The 24,286-nt window shown below is 65.0% G+C and carries 17 protein-coding genes and 1 pseudogene; 10 read left to right on the top strand and 8 right to left on the bottom strand.

Going from position 1 to position 24,286, the window contains the following annotated elements:
• Positions 1-392: 392 nt before the first annotated feature.
• Complete coding sequence (locus LB535_RS20635) at positions 393-1,262, bottom strand: transglutaminase-like domain-containing protein (RefSeq protein WP_224633491.1); 870 nt, start codon at positions 1,260-1,262, stop codon at positions 393-395.
• 172 nt (positions 1,263-1,434) lie between these two features.
• Between LB535_RS20635 and LB535_RS20630 the strand changes: the two are divergent.
• Positions 1,435-2,084: pseudogene (locus LB535_RS20630) on the top strand (HAD-IA family hydrolase).
• Here LB535_RS20630 and LB535_RS20625 read toward each other — a convergent pair.
• A complete protein-coding gene (locus LB535_RS20625; RefSeq protein ID WP_140841867.1) occupies positions 2,081-2,302 on the bottom strand; it encodes a DUF1674 domain-containing protein in 222 nt (73 codons plus the stop codon). The pseudogene LB535_RS20630 and the gene LB535_RS20625 overlap by 4 nt on opposite strands.
• A 116-nt stretch (positions 2,303-2,418) precedes the next feature.
• Between LB535_RS20625 and htpX the strand changes: the two genes are divergently transcribed.
• The 4 genes from htpX (at position 2,419) to purH (ending at position 8,428) form a co-directional block, all read left to right on the top strand.
• Entirely contained in the window at positions 2,419-3,456 is a 1,038-nt protein-coding gene (gene htpX / locus LB535_RS20620; RefSeq protein ID WP_224633490.1) for a zinc metalloprotease HtpX, read from the top strand.
• Positions 3,453-4,829: an RsmB/NOP family class I SAM-dependent RNA methyltransferase gene (locus LB535_RS20615; RefSeq protein WP_411969594.1), complete on the top strand. Its 1,377-nt coding sequence runs from the start codon at positions 3,453-3,455 to the stop codon at positions 4,827-4,829. The genes htpX and LB535_RS20615 overlap by 4 nt, the downstream gene beginning before the upstream one ends.
• 126 nt (positions 4,830-4,955) lie before the next feature.
• On the top strand, positions 4,956-6,701 hold the full coding sequence (locus LB535_RS20610) for a heparinase II/III family protein (RefSeq protein ID WP_411969147.1): 1,746 nt from the start codon (positions 4,956-4,958) through the stop codon (positions 6,699-6,701).
• Positions 6,702-6,811: 110 nt separating this feature from the next.
• Positions 6,812-8,428 carry a bifunctional phosphoribosylaminoimidazolecarboxamide formyltransferase/IMP cyclohydrolase gene (purH, locus tag LB535_RS20605; RefSeq protein WP_224633488.1) on the top strand — a complete coding sequence of 539 codons (1,617 nt, stop codon included), beginning with the start codon at positions 6,812-6,814 and terminating at the stop codon, positions 8,426-8,428.
• Between the two features lie 188 nt (positions 8,429-8,616).
• Here the strand turns inward: purH and LB535_RS20600 are convergent, their stop codons facing one another.
• Entirely contained in the window at positions 8,617-9,996 is a 1,380-nt protein-coding gene (locus LB535_RS20600) for an MFS transporter (protein WP_224633487.1), read from the bottom strand.
• Between the two features lie 368 nt (positions 9,997-10,364).
• On the bottom strand, positions 10,365-15,134 hold the full coding sequence (locus LB535_RS20595) for an NAD-glutamate dehydrogenase (RefSeq protein WP_224633486.1): 4,770 nt from the start codon (positions 15,132-15,134) through the stop codon (positions 10,365-10,367).
• Positions 15,135-15,262: 128 nt separating this feature from the next.
• Between LB535_RS20595 and LB535_RS20590 the strand changes: the two genes are divergently transcribed.
• Positions 15,263-15,826 carry a peroxidase-related enzyme gene (locus LB535_RS20590; protein ID WP_224633485.1) on the top strand — a complete coding sequence of 188 codons (564 nt, stop codon included), beginning with the start codon at positions 15,263-15,265 and terminating at the stop codon, positions 15,824-15,826.
• A 160-nt stretch (positions 15,827-15,986) separates the two neighbouring features.
• Positions 15,987-16,310, top strand: a complete 324-nt coding sequence (locus tag LB535_RS20585) for a hypothetical protein (protein WP_224633484.1) — start codon at positions 15,987-15,989, stop codon at positions 16,308-16,310.
• A 10-nt stretch (positions 16,311-16,320) separates the two neighbouring features.
• Here the strand turns inward: LB535_RS20585 and LB535_RS20580 are convergent, their stop codons facing one another.
• On the bottom strand, positions 16,321-16,932 hold the full coding sequence (locus tag LB535_RS20580) for a LysE family translocator (RefSeq protein ID WP_224547305.1): 612 nt from the start codon (positions 16,930-16,932) through the stop codon (positions 16,321-16,323).
• Between the two features lie 369 nt (positions 16,933-17,301).
• Entirely contained in the window at positions 17,302-19,131 is a 1,830-nt protein-coding gene (typA, locus tag LB535_RS20575; protein WP_224633483.1) for a translational GTPase TypA, read from the bottom strand.
• Positions 19,132-19,325: 194 nt separating this feature from the next.
• Here typA and LB535_RS20570 point away from each other — a divergent pair, with 194 nt between their 5' ends.
• Positions 19,326-19,613 carry a hypothetical protein gene (locus LB535_RS20570; RefSeq protein WP_224633482.1) on the top strand — a complete coding sequence of 96 codons (288 nt, stop codon included), beginning with the start codon at positions 19,326-19,328 and terminating at the stop codon, positions 19,611-19,613.
• 213 nt (positions 19,614-19,826) lie between these two features.
• Here LB535_RS20570 and LB535_RS20565 read toward each other — a convergent pair whose 3' ends face one another.
• Entirely contained in the window at positions 19,827-21,401 is a 1,575-nt protein-coding gene (locus LB535_RS20565; protein WP_224633481.1) for an alkaline phosphatase D family protein, read from the bottom strand.
• 257 nt (positions 21,402-21,658) lie between these two features.
• Positions 21,659-22,942: an MFS transporter gene (locus LB535_RS20560; RefSeq protein ID WP_224547297.1), complete on the bottom strand. Its 1,284-nt coding sequence runs from the start codon at positions 22,940-22,942 to the stop codon at positions 21,659-21,661.
• 78 nt (positions 22,943-23,020) lie between these two features.
• On the opposite strand from LB535_RS20560, the gene LB535_RS20555 reads away from it, so the two are divergent.
• Positions 23,021-23,629 (top strand): TetR/AcrR family transcriptional regulator, encoded by a 609-nt coding sequence (locus tag LB535_RS20555; RefSeq protein ID WP_224633480.1) that lies wholly within the window; start codon positions 23,021-23,023, stop codon positions 23,627-23,629.
• A gap of 43 nt (positions 23,630-23,672) precedes the next feature.
• The gene (locus LB535_RS20550) at positions 23,673-24,263 is read left to right on the top strand and encodes a hypothetical protein (RefSeq protein WP_224633479.1); all 591 of its coding nucleotides are present in this window, start codon (positions 23,673-23,675) and stop codon (positions 24,261-24,263) included.
• The last annotated feature ends 23 nt before the right edge of the window (positions 24,264-24,286 follow it).

Here is a 24,286-nt window from a genome sequence, read left to right as displayed (position 1 = left end):
CCGCTCGGCAGAGGCGTTGCAGGATTTCGGCCAGAAGCCGCCGTAAGGCGATTAACAAGAGGTTAATCCGTTGTTTTTGCTGACTTTCGGCAAATCTGAAGGTGAACCGGAAGTAAACGAAAATGCCTTGGAAACGCGACCTTCATGAAGCGCTTACCATAGTCTTGAAGACTGTCGCGGTCTTTCTCTCTTCGGCACAATCGAACTGTGCCGAAGCGGGTCAGCGGCTCCGGTGAAACATGGCGCAGCGCAGGGTCTGTTGAGATTCGGGTCAGCCGAGTCGAGAAGGGCGGCTTCCGAGAACCGGAGCGGAGCGTGCTTAAAGTACGTGAGCACCGGAAGCGCAGGAGGCCGTCCTTCGCAGGCCGGCCTCACCTGAATATCGACAGAACCTACCCCAGCATCTGCGCGCTGGCCGTCCGATCGACGCCGTGATGCGGGGGATTGAAGCGGTTGCCTTCCTGCTCGTAGGTCCAGACCTTGAACAGGGTGAGCCGGTGCGGGCCGAAACTGTGCAGCAGCGGCACGTCGGTGGCGTCGCGGCCGCGGGCGATGACGACGCGGCCGATGCGGGGCCGGTTGTGGCGCGGATCGAACGTGTACCACTTGCCGTCGAGGTAGACTTCCATCCAGGCCGAGAAATCCATCGGCGCCGGGTCGGCCGGCACGCCGATATCGCCGAGATAGCCGTTCACATAGCGCGCCGGAATGTTCATGCATCGGCAAAGCGCGATCGCCAGATGCGCGAAATCGCGGCACACCCCGACACGCTCCTCATGCGCCTGGGCCGCCGTGCGTGTGGCGCGCGCATAGCCGTAGCCGAAGGAAAGCCGGCTGTTTACATAATCGACGATCGCCTGGACGCGTGCCCAGCCGGGCGGCAGCTGGCCGAAAAGCTGCCAGGCGGTGTCGCTGAGGTGGTCGGTCTCGCAGTAGCGGCTGCCGAGCAGATAGACCAGCACATCGTCCGGCAATTCCGCGACCGGCGTTTCAAGTGCCAGCACATTGACCGTGTCGGTCTCGCCGCTGTCCTCGACTGCCGCATCGTACAGGATGCGAAAGCTTCCGGCGGGCGCCGTGAAGCGACGGCAGATATTGCCGTGGCGATCGCGATAGGTTCGGGTCGGCACCGACGGCGAGGTCAGCAGCCGCGTCTGCCGCTTGATGTCGGCATGGCGGTCCGGATGGATGTCGAGAAGCGAGATGATCGGCGTCACGGCCGCGCATTCGATGGCGATTTCATAGCCGAGCCGGATCAGCATCGCATGGCCCCCTTGATGATTTTGGAAAGACTGCCCGTTCAACGCCGCGAGCCGGAGCTTGTTCCCGTGCCGGGATGAAATGGCGGGCCTCTCGCCTTCTCAGGCGGTGCCAGCCGGTCTAAACTGGGCTTTGCGTTTCGCCCCTCCCGAAAACGATTCTCCAGGACATTCGATGTTTGCAGGCTCAAAATTCGCCGCGTTCCTGTTCGACATGGACGGCACGGTGCTCAACTCGATCGCTGCGGCAGAACGGGTGTGGGCAAAATGGGCGGAGCGTCACGGCCTCGACGTGGCGAGCTTCCTGCCCACGATCCATGGCAAGCGCGCGATCGAGACGATCGCGGGACTGAAGCTGCCGGGCGTCGACGCCGTCGCCGAAGCCGATGCGCTGCTCAAGGCCGAGGCGGAGGACCTCGAAGGCATCGTCCCGATTCTGGTGCCATCGCGTTTCTGCAATCGCTGCCGCCGGAGCGCTGGGCGATCGTCACCTCGGCGCCGCGCGAGCTGGCGCTGCTGCGCATCGAGGCGGCCGGTATTCCGGTTCCCGCCATGATGGTCACAGCGGAAGATGTCACCCATGGCAAGCCGGCGCCGGACTGCTTCCTTTTGGCGGCAAAGCGTCTCGGCGTTGAGGCGCGCGACTGCCTGGTCTTCGAGGATGCGCCGGCGGGCATCGCGGCAGGCGAGGCCTCCGGCGCGTCGGTGGTGGTGATCAGCGCCACGCATGTCCACCCGCTGGTCACGCCGCACCCGACAATCCGTTCCTATGACGAAATCGGCATCGCTACGGACGCGCTCGCGTCCGAGCGTGCGGTTGCTTAGAAGTCGGTGGCGAGCCCCTTCACCTCCCAGTCGCCGTAGCGGCCGGGCTCCTTGCCGCCGCGACCGCCGATTTCCTTCGGCAATTGCGCTTCGGCCGCTCGGTAGTTCCGGCGACGCGCTTCGGCTTCGGTCAACGCGCGCTGCGCCGCTGGGGTGAGCGTTTTTTGCGGCTCTTTGGTCGTTGCAACTGCTTCGGTTTTGCTGGGTTCTTCGGTCATGCGATACTCCCGCCGATTGAAACGAAGACCGGCGCCTCCCATCATATAGCCATGACGACAGAAGGATCGACCCCTATTCGCCACCTCCTCCGCCATCAGACCAGACGGATGAAACGATGAACACGCTTCGCACCGCCATGCTTCTTGCCGCGATGACGGCGCTGTTCATGGGCGTCGGTTATCTGATCGGCGGCTCGGGCGGCATGGTCATCGCGCTTCTGATCGCCGCCGGCACCAATTTGTTCAGCTATTGGAACGCCGACAAGATGGTGCTGTCGATGAACCGCGCCGTCGAGGTCGACGCCAAGAACGCGCCCGAATATTACGCGATCGTCCAGGCTCTGGCCAAGCAGGCCGGCCTGCCGATGCCGAAGACCTATCTGATCGACAACCCGCAGCCAAACGCCTTCGCCACCGGCCGCAATCCGGAAAATGCTGCCGTTGCGGCGTCCACCGGCCTGCTCGAGCGGCTCTCGCATGAAGAGATCGCGGCGGTGATGGCGCATGAGCTTGCCCATGTGCAGCATCGCGATACGCTGACCATGACGATCGTGGCGACGCTCGCCGGCGCCATCTCGATGCTCGGCAATTTCGCCTTTTTCTTCGGCGGCAGCCGCGAGAACAACAATCCGTTCGGCTTTGTCGGCGTGCTTGTAGCGATGATCGTTGCGCCACTCGCCGCGATGATCGTGCAGATGGCGGTGAGCCGCACCCGCGAATACGAAGCCGACCGGCGCGGCGCCGAGATCTGCGGCAACCCGTTGTGGCTGGCTTCGGCGCTCAACAAGATCGCGCGCGGCGCCGAACGGATCCCCAATGAGGATGCCGAGCGCAATCCGGCGATGGCGCATCTTTTCATCATCAATCCTCTGCATGGCGAGCGCATGGACAATCTGTTCTCGACCCACCCGAGCACCGAGAACCGCATAGCCGCGCTGCAGGAGATGGCGCGCGCGATGGGCGGCGCATCGCCGGCCGCCCGGCGCCAGGCTTCTCCGCCACCCATTCAGCCCGAGGAGCCGTCGGCGGGGCCATGGGGCAAGCCGGCGGACCCGCCGCCAGCGGAGGCTGAGCCGGCGCCGCCAAAGCCCAATCCCTGGGGCCGCAACCCGACCGGACCGCGCAATGTCCGGTCGAAGGGTCCCTGGTCGTGACGCCGCCGAGGCGCGGACAGTCAGGCAATCCGCAACACAAGGCTGGTGACGAGAACGTCGCCGGCCTTGCCGCACGCAAGGCGGCGGCGCGGCTGCTTGCCGCCGTCATCGATGCCCGCACGCCGCTCGACGGGTTGACCGATAACGAGCACGGCCATCCGCAATACAAGGCGCTGGACGGCCGCGACCGGGCGCTGGTGCGCGCCATCCTGGTCACGGCGCTGCGCCACCGCATGACCATTGCCGGGCTGCTGTCCAAGCGCCTGGAAAAGCCGCTGCCGGCCAACGCCACGGCGCTCTCGCACATCCTCAATGTCGCCGCCGCGCAGATCCTGTTTCTCGATGTTCCCGACAGCGCCGCCGTCGACCTTGCCGTCACCCACGCCAAATCCGATCCGCGAACGCTGCGTTTCTCCGGGCTCGTCAACGGCGTGCTGCGTTCGCTGGCGCGCGCCAAGGAGGCTGAGCTTGCCCCGGCGCTTGCCGCCACCAGCGAGGCGCCGCAATGGTTCTCCGAGCGGCTGACCGCTGCTTACGGAGCCGACAAGGCGCGAGCCATCCTTGCCGCCCATCGCCACGAGGCGCCGGTCGACTTCACCGTCAAGGCCGACCCGGTGATCTGGGCCGAGCGTCTCGGCGGCATCGTGCTGCCGACCGGCACCGTGCGCGTCGAGAAGCTTGCCGCCAATGTCATCGACCTCCCCGGTTTCGCCGACGGCGCCTGGTGGGTGCAGGATGCGGCGGCAAGCCTGCCGGCACGCCTGTTCGGCGACATCAGAGGCCAGCGCGTCGCCGACCTGTGCGCCGCGCCCGGCGGCAAGACGGCGCAGCTTATCCTGGCCGGCGCCGGGGTGACCGCGGTCGACACCTCGAAGAACCGGCTGGCGCGGCTCAGTCAGAATCTCGAGCGCCTTGGCCTGACCGCCGAGCTCGTACAGACCGACCTCCTGGATTACCGGCCGGCACAATTGTTCGACGCCGTGCTGCTCGATGCGCCCTGCTCCTCGACCGGCACGGTGCGCCGCCATCCCGACGTGCCATGGACCAAGACCATGGCCGATGTCGAAAAGCTCGCCGATCTCCAGCGCCGGCTGCTTGCCCATGCCGTCACCCTCGTCAGGCCCGGCGGACGGATCGTGTTCTCCAACTGCTCGCTCGACCCGATCGAAGGCGAGGAGCTTTATCGCGATTTCCTCGCCGGGAGCCCCGGCGTCGTCGCCGATCCGATCCGGCCTGGCGAATTTGCCGGCGTCGATCCGTTTCTGACCCCGGAGGGTATGTTGCGCACCACGCCGGCCGACCTCGCGCTGGAATCGCCCGGGATTTCAGGCCTGGACGGCTTCTTTGCCGCGCGGATGAGACGGGCCGATTGAGACGTTATCTCATAAAGTTTGCTGACTTTTTTAGCGACGGCACGGGCAAGGCGGCGTGAAGCGGTTCACTTCGGCGAAATCCGCCTTCGCATAAGTTCTTGAATCGCATAAGCTTGTGCTTGGGTTATGGGGACATCAGGAGGGCTATTGGCACTTGTTGCCGGCAGCACGACGCGTCTTTGGACGCTTGTCGCGAGGGAGTTCTGGCGCAAAACGCGCCGGCGCCTCCGCGCCGGGCCGGTCTATCGCTGGCGCTATTCCGGCCGCACGCCCGAGCGCGTCCTGATCGCGCCGCCGGATCTGCGGCTCGCCGACCCGCAGATCGCACTGGAGATCTATTATGGCCGCTATCCTCTGTCGGGCCATTTGGTCGAGACCGGCGGCAAGTCGCCCTTTCAGCTCGACGTGCCCAATCGCGGCTGGCAGAAATCGTTGCATGGCTTCCGCTGGCTGCGCCACATGCGCGCCACCGGCACCGAGCTCGCCGCCGCCAACGCGAGAGCCCTGGTGACCGACTGGATCGCCATGCATGGCAACCAGATCTCCGGCATCGCCTGGGAGCCGGGAACGACGGCCAAGCGGGTGATCGCCTGGCTGCAGCACTCCTCGGTGGTGCTGCAGGGCGCCGAATTCCCTTTCTATCGCGCGTTCCTGAAATCGCTCGCTGTGCAGATCCGCTATCTCCGCTCGATGGTGCGCGAGATGCCCGATGGCGAGGCCAGGCTGCGCGCCCGCATCGCGCTCGCCTTCGCCGCGCTGTCCCTGCCGGCGCCGGCCTCGGCGCTGCGTGCCGCGACACGCAACCTGGCCGAGGAGCTCGAGCATCAGATCCTGCCCGATGGCGGCCATATCTCGCGCAAGCCGATGGCGGTGCTCGAGCTGCTGGCCGATCTTCTGCCGTTGCGCCAGACCTATGCCAACCAGGCCGAGGCGCCGCCGTCGGCCTTGATCGGCGCCATCGACCGGATGTTGCCGGCGCTGCGTTTCTTTCGCCATCAGGACGGCAGCCTTGCCCGCTTCAACGGCATGGGCGCCACCATCCACGACCGCATCGCCACCATCATGCGCCATGACGACACGGTGGGCGCGCCGCTGCTGCACGCGCCGCACTCCGGCTACGAGCGCCTGTCGATGGGCGGCGTGACGGTCATCGCCGACACCGGCCTGCCGCCGCCGGTCGACGTCTCCAACGCAGCACATGCCGGCTGCCTCGCCTTCGAGCTCTCCTCCGGGCGCCAGCACTTCATCGTCAATGCCGGCATCGACACCTATGGCGCCCCGGAATTCCGGCCGCTGGCGCGCGCCACCGCCGCGCATTCGACCGCGACGCTCAACGACACCTCGTCGGCGCGCTTCAGCCACTCGCTGCGCGTCAGCGACCTGTTGGGATCGCCACTGATCGGCGGCCCGCAGCATGTGCCCTGCAAGCGCCTCGACCAGAAGGGCATGCAAGGCTTCGTCGCCCGCCATGACGGCTATGTCCAGCAGTTCGGCTTCCTGCATGAGCGCGAGCTGAAGCTGACCAGCAACGGTAACGTGCTTGCCGGCCGCGACCGCTTCCTGCGCCCGGGCAATGCCGCAATCCGCAACAACGGCCGCGACTTCGTCACGGTGCGCTTCCACGTTCATCCCGACATCAGCCTGCTGCAGGACGACCACAACCGCCTGACGCTCGCCGGCGCGCAGGGCGACAGCTGGGTCTTCACCTGCGCCGAAGTGGTGCCGGAGGTCGAGGAATCGATCTACTTTGCCGGCCTGAGCGGGCCGCGCCGCAGCCGGCAGATCGTGCTCGCCTTCAAGGCCTCGGAAATTGCCGAGGTCCACTGGCAGCTGACCCGCACCATTATTTCCGGCTATTCCGAAAACAACTGAGGCTGGCTGGCAAACGGCTGCGCGCCTGATCCCGGACTCACTTGATTTCCGGGGCTCATATGCTAGGGCCGGCCAACGTCCCTGCCAACAGCTCTGAAAGGCCGCCCGCCATGGCCGTGCCCACAAAAAACATTCCGGCGCCTGACCTCGTTCCGGTGCGCCGCGCGCTGCTTTCCGTCTTCGACAAGACAGGCCTGGTCGATTTCGCCAAGGCGCTCGCCGCCGCCGGCGTCGAGCTGGTCTCGACCGGCGGCACGGCAAAGGCCCTCGCCGGGGCGGGCCTGGCAGTCCGCGACGTCTCCGAGCTCACCGGCTTTCCCGAGATCATGGATGGGCGGGTGAAGACCTTGCATCCCTCCGTGCACGGCGCGCTGCTCGGCATCCGTGATGACGCCGATCATGCCAAGGCGATGCACGACCACAACATCGAGCCGATCGATCTCGTGGTCTGCAATCTCTATCCGTTCGAGGACGTCCGCCGCTCCGGCGCCGGCTATGCCTCGATCGTCGAGAACATCGACATCGGCGGGCCGGCGATGATCCGCGCCTCGGCCAAGAACCACGCCTACGTCGCCATCGTCACCGACCCGGCCGACTATGCTTCCGTCGTCAACGCGCTGGAGATGAATCTGGGCTCGCTGTCGCTCGATTTCCGCAAGATGCTGGCGGCCAAGGCCTTTGCACGCACCGCAACCTACGACGCTGCGATCTCCGGCTGGTTTGCCGAGGCGCTGGAGATCGAGCACCCGACATGGCGCGCGTTCGGCGGCCGGCTCGACCAGGTGATGCGCTATGGCGAGAACCCGCATCAGGGCGCAGGCTTCTACCTGTCGGGAGACAAGCGGCCGGGCGTGGCAACGGCAAAGCAATTGCAAGGCAAGCAGCTCTCCTACAACAACATCAACGACACCGACGCCGCCTTCGAGTTGGTCGGCGAGTTCGATCCGGCGCGCTCGGCGGCGGTCGCTATCATCAAGCATGCCAATCCCTGCGGCGTTGCCGAGGGCTCATCGCTGAAGGCGGCCTACGCCAAGGCGCTGGCCTGCGACCCGGTCTCGGCTTTCGGCGGCATCGTCGCCATGAACCGCATCCTCGACGCCGAGGCGGCGGAAGAGATCGTCAAGACCTTCACCGAGGTCATCATCGCGCCCGACGCCACCGACGAGGCCGCCGCGATCGTCGCGGCGAAGAAGAATTTGCGCCTGCTGGTCACCGGCGGCCTGCCCGATCCGCGCGTCGCCGGCACGACGGTGAAATCCGTCGCCGGCGGACTGCTGGTGCAAGGCCGCGACAATGCGGTCGTCGACGATCTCGAGCTCAAGGTGGTGACGAAGCGCGCGCCGACGCCGGCCGAGATGGCCGACCTCAAATTCGCCTTCCGCGTCGCCAAGCACGTCAAGTCCAACGCCATCGTTTATGCCAGGGACGGCGCGACCGTCGGCATCGGCGCCGGCCAGATGAGCCGCGTCGATTCCTCGCGCATCGCCGCCCGCAAGGCGCTGGACGCCGCCGAAGCGGCGGGCCTCGCCGAGCCGCTGACCAAAGGCTCGGTCGTCGCCTCGGACGCCTTCTTCCCCTTCGCCGACGGGCTATTGTCGGCGATCGAGGCCGGTGCCACCGCGGTGATCCAGCCCGGCGGCTCGATGCGCGACGACGACGTCATCGCCGCCGCCGACGCGCACGGCATCGCCATGGTGTTCACCGGCGTAAGGCATTTTAGGCATTAGCGCCTCTTCCTTCTCCCCTTGTGGGAGAAGGTGTCGCCGAAGGCGACGGATGAGGGGTGCTCCAGGGGATGAGGCGTGGGCGATTGCAGCTTTCGACGGGCATGTTCGCGAAGCTGGAGCACCCCTCATCCGTCTCGGCGCTCCGCGCCGATCCACCTTCTCCCACAAGGGGAGAAGGAAAAGTCGCGCTACGCCTTCGGCTTGTCCGCCGGATATGGCGTCCCCGCCAGGATCGCCATGCCGATGCCGAGGAACAGGATGATCGCCGCCATGCCGAGTCGCGGCGAATCGCTGATGGTGGTGATGCTCGCCACCATGAACGGCGCCAGGAAGCTCGTCGCCCGGCCGGCCAGCGCATAGATGCCGAAATAGCGGCCGGACTCGGCGGCGGTCACGCTACGCGCCATGTAGGATCGCGATGACGCCTGCACCGGCCCGAAGGCAAGCCCGATCAGCAGGCCGTAGAGGATATAGGCTTTCTCGGCCGCTGTGCCGAACAGGCCGCCGGAATCGGCGGTCGGCAGCGGGATCAGGCCGAGCAGCGTGAAGCCCGGTCCGGTGGAGACGACGCCGATGGTGGCGACCGACAGCATCACCAGCGCGATCATCACCACATGCTTCGAGCCCAGCGCAGTATCGAGCCGCGCCGCGATCCAGCAGCCGAAGATGGCGACGATGTTGAGAATGATGCCGAACAGGCCGATCTCGGTGATCGACCACTGGAACATGCCGGCCGCGAACGTGCCGCCGAGCGCCAGCAGCGCGTTGACGCCGTCCTGATAGATCATGCGGGCCAAGAGGAAGCGCAGGATGCCGCTGCGCTGGCGCACTTCCACCAGGGTGGACTTCAGCTCGGACAGGCCCTCGCGCACTGCCGGGCCGATCGGGATCCCCTTGGTGGCGTCCGGCGTGAAGAAGAACATCGGCAGGATGAACAGGAAATACCAGCCGGCCGACATCGGCCCGGTGAAGCGCGCGTCCTCGCCGAGTTTCGGATCGAGTCCGAACAACGGATCAAGGCCGATGAGCGTCTTGCCGGTCTCGAGATTGCCGGCCAGGAACAGCACCACGAAGATCAGCGCGATCATGCCGCCGAGATAGCCGAGCCCCCAGGCCATGTTGGAGATCCGGCCGATCTCTTCCTTCGGCACCAGCCGCGGCATCATGGAATCGTTGAACACGGTCGAGAATTCGGCCGCCACCGAAGCCAGCGAGAACAAGAGCACGACCAGGAAAAGGTTCGAGCCCGGCGCCGCGAACCACAAAAGCGTGAGGCTGGCGATCTTGATGGCCGCGAAGAAGGCGATCCACGGCTTGCGCGGCCCGGTCTGGTCGGCGATCGAGCCGAGCACCGGCGACAGCACCGCGATGACCAGGCCCGCGGCGGCAATGCCGTAACCCCACGCGGCCTGCCCGGCAGTCGGATCGCTCGCCATGCGCGAGACAAAATAGGGTCCGAAGATGAATGTCGTGACGACGGTGAAGAACGGCTGCGCCGCCCAGTCGAAGAACATCCAGCCCCAGATGCCGCGCCCCGATGCCCGCTGCACTGTCTCTACCGCCACCATGCTGATTCCCCTGGCACCGCTCGCGTCGGGCGCCATGTCTGCATGTTTTCAGCCAGCGATGCAAACGGACAAGCATGGCGACAATTCTTCGCCCCACGAAGTGGGCTATGCTATGCACACATCTTCTGTGACTGGCGCGACTGATCAGGCCGAGGCTTGATTGCCAGGTGGTTCCCCCAATCCGTCGCTGCTTCGCAGCGCCACCTTTCCCCCCTCCGGAGGGAAAGGAAGGGAGCCTTGCTGGACGGGCGTTGACGGCAAAAAGCTTGGCGCCCTTCCTCTACCCCGTCGATCGGGGGAGAGGTGGCTCGGCGAAGCCGAGACGGAGTGGGGGTCGACCAGCGCATGCGAGGAACCCAAGCAAACTCTCACATCCCCGTAAGGTCGCTCATCAGGCCCGATGCCACCGACAGCCGCGACACGGTGATGTCGCCGCCTTCGGTCAGCGCCTGCAACCGCTCGCGGGTGCGCGCGACGCGGTCGCCGCCGGCTTCCAGCCAAGCCGCGACCGGATCCGCCGCCGTGCCGTAACCGGTGAGCGCCGCCACCGCGATGCCCCGACGCGCCACGCCGATCGTGTCGGCCGCGCGCGACAGCGCCAACTGGTCGTAATAGTCGGGCGGCATGATCGAGCGCGCGGCTTCCTCGACGCGCGGGATGCGGAAGGCATCGCTGACGGCGAAGAAGGCCTTGGCCGCGCTGACGATGTCGGCATTGGCCGTGCGCGCGGTGAGCGCGACGTCGGGGATCAATTCGGCCACTTCGGCCAGAGCGAGCTGCCCGGCGAGCTTCTCCGGCGCGCCGCTCCTGGACAGACCGTGCCGCCGCTCCTCGACGCGTTCACGCGAGAAGGCCGGCAGCAGCGAGAGAAGCTTCGGCTCGAGCGCCTTGCGCGCCTCCTGCAATTCGGCGATGCGCTGGCCAAGCGGCGCGGAGCCGGCTTCGTGCTTCAGGTACCAGCCGCTGGTCACAAAGATAAGCCGGCTGATCGCTTGATAGAGATCGAGCTGGACCTGCCCGTCGATATGGTTGTCGAGCGCGTCGATCTCGCGATAGAGCGCGGGCAGCGCGAAGCCGTCGCGGATCATGGCGAAGATGCGCACCACATCGGCCGCCCTGCGGCCCGTGGCTTCCTGCAGCCGGTTGACGAAGGACGGTCCGCCGCGATTGACAAGGTCGTTGGCGAGCACGCGCGCGATGATCTCGCGCCGCAGCCGGTGTTCGCGGATCTCGCCGGCGAATTTCCTCGCCATGCGTTCCGGGAAATAACCCATCAGATCGCGATCGAAATGCTGATCGTCGGGCACGTCGCTGGCGACGATATCGGAAAACAGCACGATCTTGGCATAGGCGAGCAGCACGCCAAGCTCGGCCCGGGTCAGCGGCTCGCCGCGCGCCTCGCGTTCGGCAAGCGCCGCCGGCGAAGGCAGCGTCTCGACCGCGCGGTCGAGCAGGCCGCGCGCTTCCAGCGCCGTCATGAAGCGCGCCTGGTGCGCTATGTCGGCGAGCCCGCGCTTGCGCGCGAGCGACAGTGCCAGCGTCTGCTGATAATTGTTGGAGAGCACCAGCGCGCTCACCTCGTCGGTCATTTCGGCGAGCAGCTTGTTGCGCGCCGGCCGCGCCAGCGAGCCTTTGCGCATGGCCGACGCCAGCGCGATCTTGATGTTGACCTCGACGTCGGAACAGTTGACGCCGCCCGAATTGTCGATGGCGTCGGAGTTGCAGCGGCCGCCATTCATGCCGAACTCGATGCGCGCCCGTTGCGTGACGCCGAGATTGGCGCCCTCGCCGATGACTTTCGCCCGGACATCGAGCGCCGTGACGCGGACGGCGTCGTTGGCGCGGTCGCCAACATCGGCGTTGCTTTCGCCTGAAGCCCGCACATAGGTGCCGATGCCGCCGAACCACAAAAGGTCGACCGGCGCCTTGAGGATGGCGTTCATGATCTCGACCGGCGTAGCCGTGGTCTTGGCGAGGCCGATCGCGGCGGCCGCGGCCTGCGGCAGCGTGATCGATTTCTGGTTGCGCGAGACGATGACGCCGCCTTCCGACAGCTTCGACTTGTCGTAGTCCTGCCAGGACGAGCGCGGCAGCGCGAACATGCGCTGCCGCTCGACCATCGAGGCGGCCATGTCCGGATCGGGATCGATGAAGATGTCGCGATGGTCGAAGGCGGCGATCAGCCTGGTGGCCGGCGACAACAGCATGCCGTTGCCGAACACGTCGCCCGACATGTCGCCGACGCCGACCACAGTGAAGGGCGAGGTCTGGATGTCGCGGTTCATCTCGCGGAAATGCCGCTTCACCGCTTCCCAGGCGCCCTTGGCGGTGATGCCCATCTTCTTGTGGTCGTAGCCGGCCGAGCCGCCGCTGGCGAAGGCGTCGTCCAGCCAGAAATGGTGTTTTTCGGAAATGGCATTCGCGGTGTCTGAGAAGGTCGCCGTGCCCTTGTCGGCGGCGACGACGAAATAGGGATCGTCCTGGTCGCGCCGTACCACATCGGCCGGCGGGATGACGCCGTCGACGCCGATATTGTCGGTGATCGAAAGCAGGCTGGAGACGAAGTTCTTGTAGGCCGATGTGCCGGCTTCGAAGATGGCGTCCCGCCCGGCGCTCATCGGCAGTTTCTTCGGATAGAAGCCGCCCTTGGCGCCGACCGGCACGATGACTGCATTCTTGACCTGCTGCGCCTTCACCAGGCCCAGCACCTCGGTGCGGTAGTCCTGGGCGCGGTCCGACCAGCGCAGGCCGCCGCGCGCCACCGGGCCGAAGCGCAGATGCACGCCTTCCACCTCGGAGCCGTAGACGAAGATCTCGCGCCATGGCCGCGGCGCCGGCAGTCCCTCGACCGCCTGCGAATCGAGCTTGATCGCCAGCGACTGCCCTTTCTGTTTCGTATCGGCCACGAAATGATTGGTGCGCAGCGAGGCTTCAATGAGGTTGAGATAGCGGCGGATGATGGTGTCGTCGTCGATATTGGGCACCTCCTCCAGCGCGTCCTTGATCTTGGCCTTGAGGTGCTTGGCCGCAACCGCGCCGTCGCCTTCCGCCGCCGGACCAAGCCGGGCGACGAACAGCGCGTGCAGGCCGCGCGCGATCTCGGGATAGCGGTTGAGTGCGGCGGCGATGAAATCCTGGCTCTGGGGAATGCCGGCCTGCTGCAGATAGCGGCCATAGGCGCGCAGGATGGCGATCTCGCCAGACCACAGGCCGGCGGTCTGGGCCAGGCCGTTATAGCTGTCATTGTCGACATCGCCGCGCCAGACGGACAGGAAGGCGTCTTCGAACAACGCGCCGCCATCGGAGATGTCTATTCGCGCGCCATAGCTGTTCTCCAGCTCCATGTCGTGGATGAAGACTTTGCCGGAGCCGGTGTCGGCGACCTCGAAGGTGCGCTCGCTGATGACGCGGAAGCCGATATTTTCGAGCACCGGCACGCGCCGCGACAGCGCGACAGGGCTGCCGAAATGATAGATCTTCAAAGCCGCCTGGTGCGGCTTCTGGTCGGCATGGCGGTAATAGTCGATGGCGATCGGATTGTCGGCCCCGATCTTCGCGATGCGGCCGGCGTCGGCCAGCGCCACGGCGGCCGAGAAGCTGTCGCGATAGCTTTCGGGGAAACGCGCCGCGATCGCCTTCAGCGCCGGATCGCTGCCGGCGGCTTCCGCGGCTTCGGCGAGCGCGTCCTCCCAAGTGCGCACGATGTCGCGAATCGCCGCCTCGATCGCCGACTGCTCGACCTTCGGGGTCTTGCCGCCGGAACGGCCGATGATGAAATGCACGCGCGCCAGCCCGCCTTCCGGGAAGGCCGGGTAATAGGCCGACAGCCGGCCCTCGAACACCGTCTTGAGATAGGTGCCGACCTTCTCGCGCACGACGCTGTCGTAGCGGTCGCGCGGCACGAAGACGATGATCGAGACGAAGCGGTCGAACTGGTCGACGCGCACCAGCGCCCGCACGCGCGGCCGCTCGATCAACCCGAGTATGGCGCTGGCGTGCTTGCGCAAGATGGGAATGGGAACCTGGAACAGCTCGTCGCGCGGATAGCTTTCCAGGATGTTGATCAGCGCTTTGCCGGAATGATCGTGCGGATCGAAGCCGGATTTCGAGATCACGGTCTCGGCCTTGGAGCGCAGATAGGGGATCTTCATCACCGAACGCGTGTAGGCGGTCGAGGTGAACAGGCCGACGATGCGCAGCTCGCCCGCGAGCGCCCCTTTCGACGTGTAGGTCTTGATGCCGATGTAATCGAGATAGATGCGGCGATGCACCGACGACTTGGCATTGGCCTTGGTGACGATCAGCGGCTCCGGCCCGTGCAGGAAGGCGCGGATTTCCGGCGTCGTCGTCACCGCCTCGGTGCCGCGCCTCAACACCAGCACATCCGGATCCGACAGGATGCCTAGGCCGGGTTTGTCGGCGCGCTCCAGCGAGCCGCTTTCCTCGCCGCCGGTATATTTGAACTCGCGCATGCCGAGGAAGGTGAAATTGTCGTCGCGCAGCCATTCGAGGAAGGCGATCGCCTCGGCGACGCTCTTCTTGTCGAGCGGCACCGCCGAATAGCGGAATTCGGAAATCGCCTGGTCGAGGCGGGCGAGCATCCGCTTCCAGTCGACGACGGCCGCCCGGACCTGCGAAAGCACCTTGTGCAGCCGCCCGGTGAGGCTCTTGGCCTGCTCGGCGGTCAGCCGCGGGATATGCACATGGACGACGCTCAGCCGGTCGTCATCTTCCTTGCCGCCGTCGCCAAGCACCTCGACCACACCGGTCTTGCCGTGGCGGACGGTGACGATCGGATGGGTGACCAAGGTCGGCTCACCGCTTGTCTCGGTGATTTCGCCGAGGATGGAATCGAACAGGAACGGCATGTTGTCGTTGACGACGGTGATGACCGTGACCGGCCGGCCGTCGCAGGCAACGCCCGAATCGGCTTCGACGGCAACGACGCTTTCGCCCTTCCTGTGGCTAGCGACTGCTTGGGCGGCGAGCTCGCCGGCGCGCTCGAGGTCGGCCACGTCATAGGCCGCGATGTCCTCGGCGGGCGCCCGCGCCAGCAGATAGTCGGCAAGCCTTGCGGGTTTCTCCTCCGCTTTCGCGGCGGCGGCTTTCCTCTTCGGCTTGGATTTCACGCTGGCCATGACGCTTAGTCCCTCCCGTTATATGCTTTTGCGACTATGGTAGCCAGATGACCGCCGTTTGGCGACAAAGGTTTGACGGCGCTTAAAAAAATTCCAACCGACGCCATCACAGCGCGAGGAGAACAACCATGACCGGCAAAGTAACCGCGCTCGACCTTGTCCAGGCGGAGCTCGGCGAGGCGACAAAAGCCTATTTCGCCAAATGCGAGGAGAAGCTCGGCCTCGTGCCCAACGTGCTTCTCGCCTACGCCTTCGACGAGAAGAAGCTGCGCGCCTTCACCGACATGTACAACGACCTGATGCTGGGCGATTCCGGTCTGTCGAAGCTGGAGCGCGAGATGATCGCCGTGGTCGTCTCCTCGATCAACCACTGCTTCTATTGCCTGACCGCGCATGGCGCGGCGGTGCGCCAGCTGTCGGGCGAACCGGCCTTCGGCGAGATGATGGTGATGAATTTTCGCGCCGCCGATCTGTCGGACCGGCAGCGTGCCATGCTCGAATTCGCCGTGAAGCTGACCGAGGAGCCGGCTAAAATCGTCGAGGCCGATCGCGCCGCCTTGCGCCAGGCCGGCTTCACCGACCGCGACATCTGGGACATCGCCTCGACCGCCGCCTTCTTCAACATGTCGAACCGGGTGGCGGCCGCGGTCGACATGCGGCCCAATCCCGAATATCACGCCATGGCAAGGTGAGCTCGTTACAGTAGACTCAACTTAACATCGATTGCCTGTTTTTCGTTTTGGTCCGATGATCAGGATTGCGGCAAGGCCGCATATCGCATTGCAGCATCACTGCATATCGCAAGCGGCGTGGCCGCATGCCGGTTCGACGCCGCCGACAAGGGAGGAGAACATGGCGAAATTTCTCTATGTCTATCATGGTTCCGGCAAGATGCCGACCGACGAAGCCGAACGCAAAGCGGCGATGGATGCCTGGACGGGCTGGTACGACAAGCTCGGCTCGGCCGTGGTCGACGGCGGCAATCCGGTCGGCATGTCGAAGACGGTGCTGCCCGGCGGCAAGATCGAGAACAATGGCGGCAGCAATCCGACCGCCGGCTACAGCATCGTCGAAGCCAAGGATATCGACGATGCCGTCGCCAAAGCCAAGGACTGCCCGATCCTGATGGACCCGGCTTTTACCGTCGAGATCGCGCCGATCATTGAAATGATGTGAGGCCGGCGCTCTATCGCGCGGCGATAGCGGCGGCGGCGCCCGCCATCGTCGTCGCGCTGACACGGTTGGCGATCTTCATGGCGCGCTTGCTCTTCAGCAACCGGCGCGCCTGGGAGGCGGCCAGCACCCAGGCGAGATCGATGACGATCAGCACGAGCGCCATGGTTAGCGTCAGCTCGACCCAGCCGATCACGCTGACCGAAGCCAGATCGATGATGGTCGGCAGCAGCGCCAGATAGAACATCATGATTTTCGGATTGCCGAGTGTCACCGCCATGCCGGCAAGGAAAAGTTTCAGGGGCGAGTCCTCGCGCGGCATCTCGCCCTCCTTCGCCTCGACCGGCGCCGTCCACATCTTGAACGCGAGATAAGCAAGGTAGGCGACGCCAACCCATTTCACGACGACGAAGGCGTAGTGGAAGGTCTGCGCCACGACCGCGAGCCCGAACACCGCCAGCGAAAGCCAGACGCCCTCGCCGATCCACATTGCCAACAGGAACGGGAAGACGTCGCGGAACCCTTTCGAGATCACCCGCGCCACCAAGGCTGCGATCGACGGGCCGGGCGAGCCGGCGGCGACAAAGAGCGCGGCGGCGAAGATCAGCAACGAGGCGAGATGCATGAGGTCGCTCCCTATAAGATAGAAAAGAACGATAGCCGATCAGAGTGGAGTTGGCACGCCCCGGCAAGGCGCGATCGTTCATCAAGGCGACAACAACTGCCAGCGCCGGCGCCGCCCCCATCTGGCTGCCGCCATCTTCTCCCCGTTGAACGGGGCGAAGGGGCTGTCGTCGCCGATTTCGCCAATCACCAACGTTGCAGAAAGAGCGCCGGAGTTCGCGCGAGATTCCCTTCTCCCCGTTCACGGGGAGAAGGTGCCGGCAGGCGGATGAGGGGCAGCGCCGACGCCTAAATTGAAACGAAAGCAGCCGCCTGCCGCTGAAACAAAAGAGGGAGCACCCGCTCCCTCTTTCGAACTTTCCGTGGAACCTTACGCCGCGCCCATCACCTTGGCGGCCTTCTCGAAACGCTTGCGCTCGTTCGGGTCGAGATGGAGCTTGCGCAGGCGGATGGTCTTCGGCGTCACCTCGACCAGCTCATCGTCCTGGATCCAGGCCAGCGCCCGCTCCAGCGTCATGCGGATCGGCGGCGTCAGCTTCACCGCTTCGTCCTTGCCGGCGGCGCGGATGTTGGTGAGCTTCTTGCCCTTGAGCACGTTCACTTCGAGGTCGTTGTCGCGCGAATGGACGCCGATGATCATGCCCTGGTAGACCTTGACGCCCGGATCGATGATCATCGGGCCGCGGTCTTCCAGATTCCACATCGCATAGGCGACCGATTCGCCCTGCTCGTTGGAGATCAGCACGCCATTGGTGCGGCCGGGCAGCTCGCCCTTATACGGCTCATAGGCAAAGAACAGCCGGTTCATCACGGCGGTGCCGCGCGTGTCGGTCAACAATTCGGACTGATAGCCGATCAGGCCGCGCGTCGGGGCATGGAAAACCAGGCGCTGGCGGTTGCCGCCGGACGGACGCAGCTCGACCATCTCGGCCTTGCGTTCCGACATCTTCTGCACGACGACGCCGGCATGCTCCTCGTCGACGTCGATGACGACTTCCTCGACCGGCTCCAGCAGTTGGCCGTCCTCGCCCTTCTGCATGACGACGCGCGGACGCGACACGGCAAGCTCGAAACCTTCGCGGCGCATCGTCTCGATCAGCACGGCGAGCTGCAATTCGCCGCGGCCGGACACGAAGAAGGAATCCTTCTCGGCCGATTCCTCGATCTTGAGCGCGACATTGCCTTCGGCCTCGCGCAGCAGCCGGTCGCGGATGACGCGGCTGGTCACCTTGTCGCCCTCGGTGCCGGCAAGCGGGCCGTCATTGACGAGGAAGGACATGGTCACGGTCGGCGGGTCGATCGGCTGCGCATGCAGCGGCTCGCTCACCGCCGGATCGCAGAAGGTGTCGGCGACGGTGCCTTTCGACAGGCCGGCGATGGCCACGATGTCGCCCGCCTGCGCTTCCTCGATCGGCTGGCGCTCAAGGCCGCGGAAGGCGAGGATCTTGGAAATGCGGCCGGTCTCGATCTGCGTGCCGTCATGGTGCAGCACCTTGACCGCCTGGTTGGCCTTCAGCGTGCCGGACTCGATGCGGCCGGTGATGATGCGGCCGAGGAACGGGTTGGCCTCGAGGATGGTGCCGATCATGCGGAACGGGCCGGGATGGACCGTCGGCGCCGGCACATGCTTGACGACGAGATCGAACAGCGGGGCAAGACCCTGGTCCTTCGGACCCTCGGGGTTTTCCGAAACCCAGCCGTCGCGGCCCGAACCGTAGAGGATCGGGAAGTCGAGCTGCTCGTCGGTGGCGTCGAGCGCGGCGAAGAGGTCGAACACCTCGTTGACCACTTCGATATGGCGGGCGTCCGGACGGTCGATCTTGTTGATGACGACGATTGGACGCAAGCCAACCTTGAGCGCCTTGCCGACGACGAATTTGGTCTGCGGCATCGGGCCTTCGGCGGCGTCGACGAGCACGATTGCCGAATCCACCATCGACAGGATGCGCTCGACCTCGCCGCCGAAATCGGCGTGTCCGGGCGTGTCGACGATGTTGATGCGGGTGCCATGCCAGTCGACCGAGGTCGCCTTGGCCAGAATGGTGATGCCGCGTTCCTTTTCGAGGTCGTTGGAATCCATGGCGCGCTCGGCGACGCGCTGGTTGTCGCGGAAGGCGCCGGACTGTTTCAGGAGTTGGTCGACGAGGGTGGTCTTGCCATGGTCGACATGCGCGATGATCGCGATATTGCGGAGGTTCATTGTCTGGTCTCGGGAGCGTTGCAGGCAGCAGGCCCAGAGGCGCCGCCTTTTTCGGTTGCGCGGCTCATACAAGGTTTTTCGCAATTGCGAAAGGGGAGGCCCGACCCCAAATACATGGTCACTGATTCTTAAACGTCTTGGTGTGAAATGATTCCGTTAACTAAGGCGGAACCTTTGAGGGGCCGGACAGTTCGATGTTCATGACCGATCCTATGTCCAGATTGCGTCCGGTTTTCGCGTGGGCGGCGCTTGGAATGCTCGTCGCTGCGGGCGCAGCGCAGTCGGCGGCGACGCTTCGGCAAGCCGACCCGATCGTACCGCCCGACGCCAGGACCGCGCAGCAGATGTTCGCCGACGCCCCCGACGGCGTCGATCCGGTCGTCACCGGCCCGGTCAGCGCCGCCTTCAAGCAACGCCAGAAGGATGCCAACTGCGACACCGCGGTCTGGCCCAACGTTCCCCGGGCTTGCTATCCGGACTGACGGTCTTTTGCGAGTTCAATTCTGGACCACCTCACCGCGTTGACGTCACACGACGACGCGACTGCTGGGCCTAGGGTATGTTGAGATTCAGGTCAGGCCGAGCCGAGAACGGTGTTTCCGAGAACCGGAGCGGAGCGTACTTAAAGTACGTGAGCACCGGAAGCGCAGGTAACCATTGTTCGCAGGCCGGCATCACCTGAATATCAACGCAGCCTAAGCCGACCGGACCGGATCCAACGTCACCTTGTAGAGCTCGTTGTCGTCGCGATCCATCAGCCGTACGGTGAGCTGTTCCGTCGCGCCGGAAATGTCGACCAGACCGAAGAACTGCAGCCCGGCCGACGGCGGCAGGTTCTGGCCCTGTTCGGCGGTTGGCGCCTTGATGAACTTCAGCTCCGGCCCGAAGGTCATGTCGAGGTCGTTGGGGCCGAAGGTACCGGCGTGGATCGGGCCGGAGACGAATTCCCAGAACGGATTGAAATCCTGGAATTGCGCCTTGTCGGGATTATAGTAATGCGCCGCGGTGTAGTGAACGTCGGCGGTGAGCCACACCGTGTTGGTGATGCCGGCATTCTTGATGAAGCGCAGCACGTCGGCGAATTCCAGCTCGCGGCCTTTCGGCGCGCCATTGTCGCCGTTGGCGACCGCCTCGGCACCGGCCTTCTTCGCCGCGTCGTTCCAGACGACCAGGCCAAGCGGCATGTCGGCGGCGATGACCTTCCACGTCGCCTTGGAATTTGCCAGCTCGCGCTTCAGCCACTTGGACTGCTCCTCGCCGATCATGCGCGACTTCGGCGTCAGCGTCTCTTCCATATCAGGACCGTTCGGGCCGCGATAGGAGCGCATGTCGAGGAAGAACACGTCGAGCAGCGGCCCATGCGAGACCTTGCGGTAGACGCGGCCCGGCTCCGACGGCTCGTAGCGGATGGTCGTCATTTCATGGAAGGCGCGAGCCGCCCTGGCCGCCAGCACATGGATCGACTTTTCCTTGTAGCGGTCGTCGGCGGTCAGGTCCTTCGAATCCGACCAGTTGTTGAGCACCTCGTGGTCGTCCCACTGGTAGAAGGTCGGGCAGATGGCGGACAGGCCAAGCACATGCTTGTCCATCATATTGTACTTCCACTGGTCGCGGTATTCGTCCAGCGTCTCGGCCACCTTGCGCTTGCCGTCGATCATGACGACGTTCTTCCACTTGCCGCCGCCGGGCAGGTCGACCTCGTCCTTCATGGCGCCGTCGGCATAGATGGTGTCGCCGGAATGCAGGAAGAAGTCCGGCGTGTGCTTGGCGATGGTCGAATAGGTCTTCATGCCGGTCTCGTCGATGCCCCAGCCCTGACCGGCGGTGTCGCCCGACCAGGCGAAGCGCACATCGCGCTTGGACGACGGCGCGGTACGGAAACGGCCGACGATCGGCTCGGACACGGCATTGATGTCGGAAAGATCGGCAGCAGTCATGCGGTAGAAGATGTCCTGGTCCGAGGCGAGATCGGTGAGCAGCCGCTTCACCGTGTAGTCGCTGGCCGGCGAGGTATCGAGCGCCGCCAGCCGCGTCGCATTGGCGAAGCTTTCGGTCGTCGACACTTCATACATCACGCGGGCCGGACGATCGGTGCGGGTCCAGACCATGCCCGAGATGGCGTCGACGTCGCCGGACTGGACGCCATGCGTGAAGGCCGGACGCTGGCTGGCGCGGGAATAATAGGGCAGCGCCAGACCGGAGGCGCCGACAAGGCCGAAGGCGCTGGCCGAAGTGACGAAAGCGCGGCGGGTGAGCGAAAGCTTGTTCATGGCTGTCTCCGGGATGGCATTGAGCGGGACCGCCAAGCTCTCGCTTCAATGTTTCAGGCGCATATCGGAACCATGAAGTTTTGATAACAGTCGACATCTTCCTTCTCCCCTTGTGGGAGAAGGTGGATCGGCGCGCAAGCGCCGAGACGGATGAGGGGTGTTCCAGCGGAGTGAGGCGTCGGTGTTCCCTGGAGCACCCCTCATCCGGCCGCTTCGCGGCCACCTTCTCCCACAAGGGGAGAAGGGAAAGTCGCGCCTCAAGCCGCCTGCGGCTCCGGCTCGAAAGCCGGCCTGTCGGTGTTGATCAAGAGCGAAATACAAGCCGCCGCGATGCCCGTCATGCCGGCAATCAGGAAGGCCAGCTCGTAATTGCCCTGCAGTTCGCGCATCGTGCCGCCGAAGGCGGCGGCGGCCGCGGCGCCCACCTGGTGGCCGGCGACGATCCAGCCGAACACGATCGGTCCGCTGCGATCGCCGAACGCCTCGTTGGCAAGCCGCAGCGTCGGCGGCACGGTGGCGATCCAGTCGAGCCCGTAGAGCACTGCGAAGATGACCAGGCTGGTAGCCGAGAAGCCGGAATAGGGCAGGTAGATCAGCGACAGACCGCGCACCGCGTAATAGACGCCGAGCAGCTTGCGCGGATCGAAACGGTCGGTGAGCCAGCCGGACAACGTCGTACCGATCAGGTCGAAAATGCCCATCATCGACAACAGCCCGGCTGCCTGCACCTCGCCGATGCCCATATCGCCGCAGAAGGCGATGAGATGCGTGCCGACGAGTCCATTGGTGGTGAAGCCGCAGACGAAGAAGGTGGCGAACAGATACCAGAACACCCGCGTGCCCGCCGCGCGGCGCAGCGTGTTCAGCGTGTGCGCCAGGAAATTGCCCTGCGATGCCGGCGACACCGGCGGCACGTCGTCGGCATCGGCGCCGTAACGAACCTGGCCGATCGAAGCGGGGCGCTCCGGCACCAGCAGCAAGACGAAGGGTATCAGCGCGGCGGTGGCCAGCGCCACGGCGATCGCCACCGGCTTCCAGCCGCCGCTCTGCGCCAGCGAGGCGATGAGCGGCAGGAAGACTAGCATTCCGGTGGCGCTGGAGGCCGACATCAGCCCCATCATCAGGCCGCGATTGGTCTTGAACCAGCGGTTGACGATGGTGGCGCCGAGCACGCTCGCCACCGCGCCCGAACCGATGCCGGAAAACACGCCCCAGGTGATGAAAAGATGCCATGGCTCAGTCATGAACAGGCTGAGCGCGGTCGATCCCGACATCACCAGCAGCGAGCCGAGCAGCGTGCGGCGCAGCCCAATGCGCTCCATCAGCGCGGCGGCGAACGGACCGGTCAGGCCGTAGAGCAGGATGCCGACGCTGGCGGCCCAGGACGTTACGTCGCGATGCCAGCCGAAGCTTTTCTCCAGCGGCACCATCATCACCGAGGGCGCCGAACGGAGCCCGGCCGCGATCAGCAGGCACAGGAAAATGACGGCAACAACGACGAATGCGTAGCGCTGGCCAAACGGACGGGACTGGATTATCATGTTACTGACCGGTACGTTGCAATGGAGTGAGGCCATACATACGTACCGGTCAGTAACATTGTCAAGCGAGTTGTTTGAATGCCATCCGACAATAAAATTGAAGCGTCGATCAGCGAGCCCCCTGCTCCGAGGGCGGCGGACAAGATCCTGGACGTGGCGCGCGACCTTTTTTATCGCGAAGGCATCAGGGCGATCGGCGTCGACGAGATCGTCAAGCGCGCCGGCGTCACAAAGCCGAGCCTGTACCGCAGCTTTCCATCCAAGGACGAGCTTGCCGCCTCCTATCTGCGCAAATACGACCTCGAATTCTGGGAACGCTTCGACGAAGCCGTCGACGCGCATCCGGGCGATCCGCGCGCCCAGATCATCGCCTTCCTGACCCGCGTAGGCAAACGCACGCAAAAGCCGGACTATCGCGGCTGCGGCATGACCAACGCTGCGGTGGAATATCCCGAGCGCGGCCATCCGGCGCGGGTAGTGAGCGAGAACAACAAAATCGAATTGCGCCGACGCCTGCGCGCCATGGCCGCCGCAATGGGCGCCGCCGATTCCGATACGCTGGGTGACGGCCTGCTGCTGCTCATCGAAGGCGCCTATATCAGCGGCCAGCTGTTTGGCTTGGGCGGACCGGCGGCGGCGGTTGCCCGCAACGCCGATCTCTTGATCGAAGCCAGCTTGAAGAAATAGCGATTGACGTTACGCTCGGGCAGCTCGAACGGAGTTGTCAGCGATGCGCGCTCTTCTGGTCCCGCTTGCCCTCGCCGGTTTCTGCCAGGCGGCCCAGGCCGGCGACATCTCCAGCGCCTATACCGAGCTCGACTGGAAGAAGGACTGCGTGACCTATGCGCAGGCCGCGGAAGGCGACGGCGACTGGGCGAGCCTCGCTTGCTCCGGCTATCGCGGCTACCCGGTGCTGATCGGCTACGACGACGCGCGCGAATCCGTCTATTACGGCTTTCCGTCCGACGACATGACTGCGGTCTGGGAGAGTTTTACCGCGTTCAACGGCTCCGGACCGAAAGTCGAATGGCGCATCGAGACCAATGGCGACGTCGCAATCCCCTTCGCCGCCATCCACCGCCGCTCCGTCAGCAACCCTGAGGACGAAAAGAAATCGACCGAGGTGCTGGTCGTCGCCAAGGTGGCGCAACCGGAAGAGCACCAAGGCTGCACGATCGGCCTGGTATTAGCCACTGGCAATCCGCAGGCCAACGACCAGGCGCGCAAGCTCGCCGATGACAAGGCAAAGACCTTCGCCTGCGGCAAGGACAAGCGCGAGGTGATCGGCGACGTGCCGCCCTTCGGCCGCGTGGACAACTAACCGGGCCTCGCCAACAATTGGGC

The organism is Mesorhizobium sp. CA10, from assembly GCF_020165285.1.
Lineage (GTDB): Bacteria > Pseudomonadota > Alphaproteobacteria > Rhizobiales > Rhizobiaceae > Mesorhizobium.
The sequence above is the reverse complement of the archived record's forward strand: the minus strand, read 5'-3'. Positions and strand labels throughout refer to the sequence as shown.

Excerpts from the sequence above, each read along its gene's own strand:
- LB535_RS20635 (WP_224633491.1), bottom strand. The coding sequence starts at position 1,262 with ATGCTGATCCGGCTCGGCTATGAAATCGCCATCGAATGCGCGGCCGTG.
- LB535_RS20625 (WP_140841867.1), bottom strand. The coding sequence starts at position 2,302 with ATGACCGAAGAACCCAGCAAAACCGAAGCAGTTGCAACGACCAAAGAG.
- htpX (WP_224633490.1), top strand. The coding sequence starts at position 2,419 with ATGAACACGCTTCGCACCGCCATGCTTCTTGCCGCGATGACGGCGCTG.
- LB535_RS20610 (WP_411969147.1), top strand. The coding sequence starts at position 4,956 with ATGGGGACATCAGGAGGGCTATTGGCACTTGTTGCCGGCAGCACGACG.
- purH (WP_224633488.1), top strand. The coding sequence starts at position 6,812 with ATGGCCGTGCCCACAAAAAACATTCCGGCGCCTGACCTCGTTCCGGTG.
- LB535_RS20600 (WP_224633487.1), bottom strand. The coding sequence starts at position 9,996 with ATGGTGGCGGTAGAGACAGTGCAGCGGGCATCGGGGCGCGGCATCTGG.
- LB535_RS20595 (WP_224633486.1), bottom strand. The coding sequence starts at position 15,134 with ATGGCCAGCGTGAAATCCAAGCCGAAGAGGAAAGCCGCCGCCGCGAAA.
- LB535_RS20590 (WP_224633485.1), top strand. The coding sequence starts at position 15,263 with ATGACCGGCAAAGTAACCGCGCTCGACCTTGTCCAGGCGGAGCTCGGC.
- LB535_RS20585 (WP_224633484.1), top strand. The coding sequence starts at position 15,987 with ATGGCGAAATTTCTCTATGTCTATCATGGTTCCGGCAAGATGCCGACC.
- LB535_RS20580 (WP_224547305.1), bottom strand. The coding sequence starts at position 16,932 with ATGCATCTCGCCTCGTTGCTGATCTTCGCCGCCGCGCTCTTTGTCGCC.
- typA (WP_224633483.1), bottom strand. The coding sequence starts at position 19,131 with ATGAACCTCCGCAATATCGCGATCATCGCGCATGTCGACCATGGCAAG.
- LB535_RS20570 (WP_224633482.1), top strand. The coding sequence starts at position 19,326 with ATGTTCATGACCGATCCTATGTCCAGATTGCGTCCGGTTTTCGCGTGG.
- LB535_RS20565 (WP_224633481.1), bottom strand. The coding sequence starts at position 21,401 with ATGAACAAGCTTTCGCTCACCCGCCGCGCTTTCGTCACTTCGGCCAGC.
- LB535_RS20560 (WP_224547297.1), bottom strand. The coding sequence starts at position 22,942 with ATGATAATCCAGTCCCGTCCGTTTGGCCAGCGCTACGCATTCGTCGTT.
- LB535_RS20555 (WP_224633480.1), top strand. The coding sequence starts at position 23,021 with ATGCCATCCGACAATAAAATTGAAGCGTCGATCAGCGAGCCCCCTGCT.
- LB535_RS20550 (WP_224633479.1), top strand. The coding sequence starts at position 23,673 with ATGCGCGCTCTTCTGGTCCCGCTTGCCCTCGCCGGTTTCTGCCAGGCG.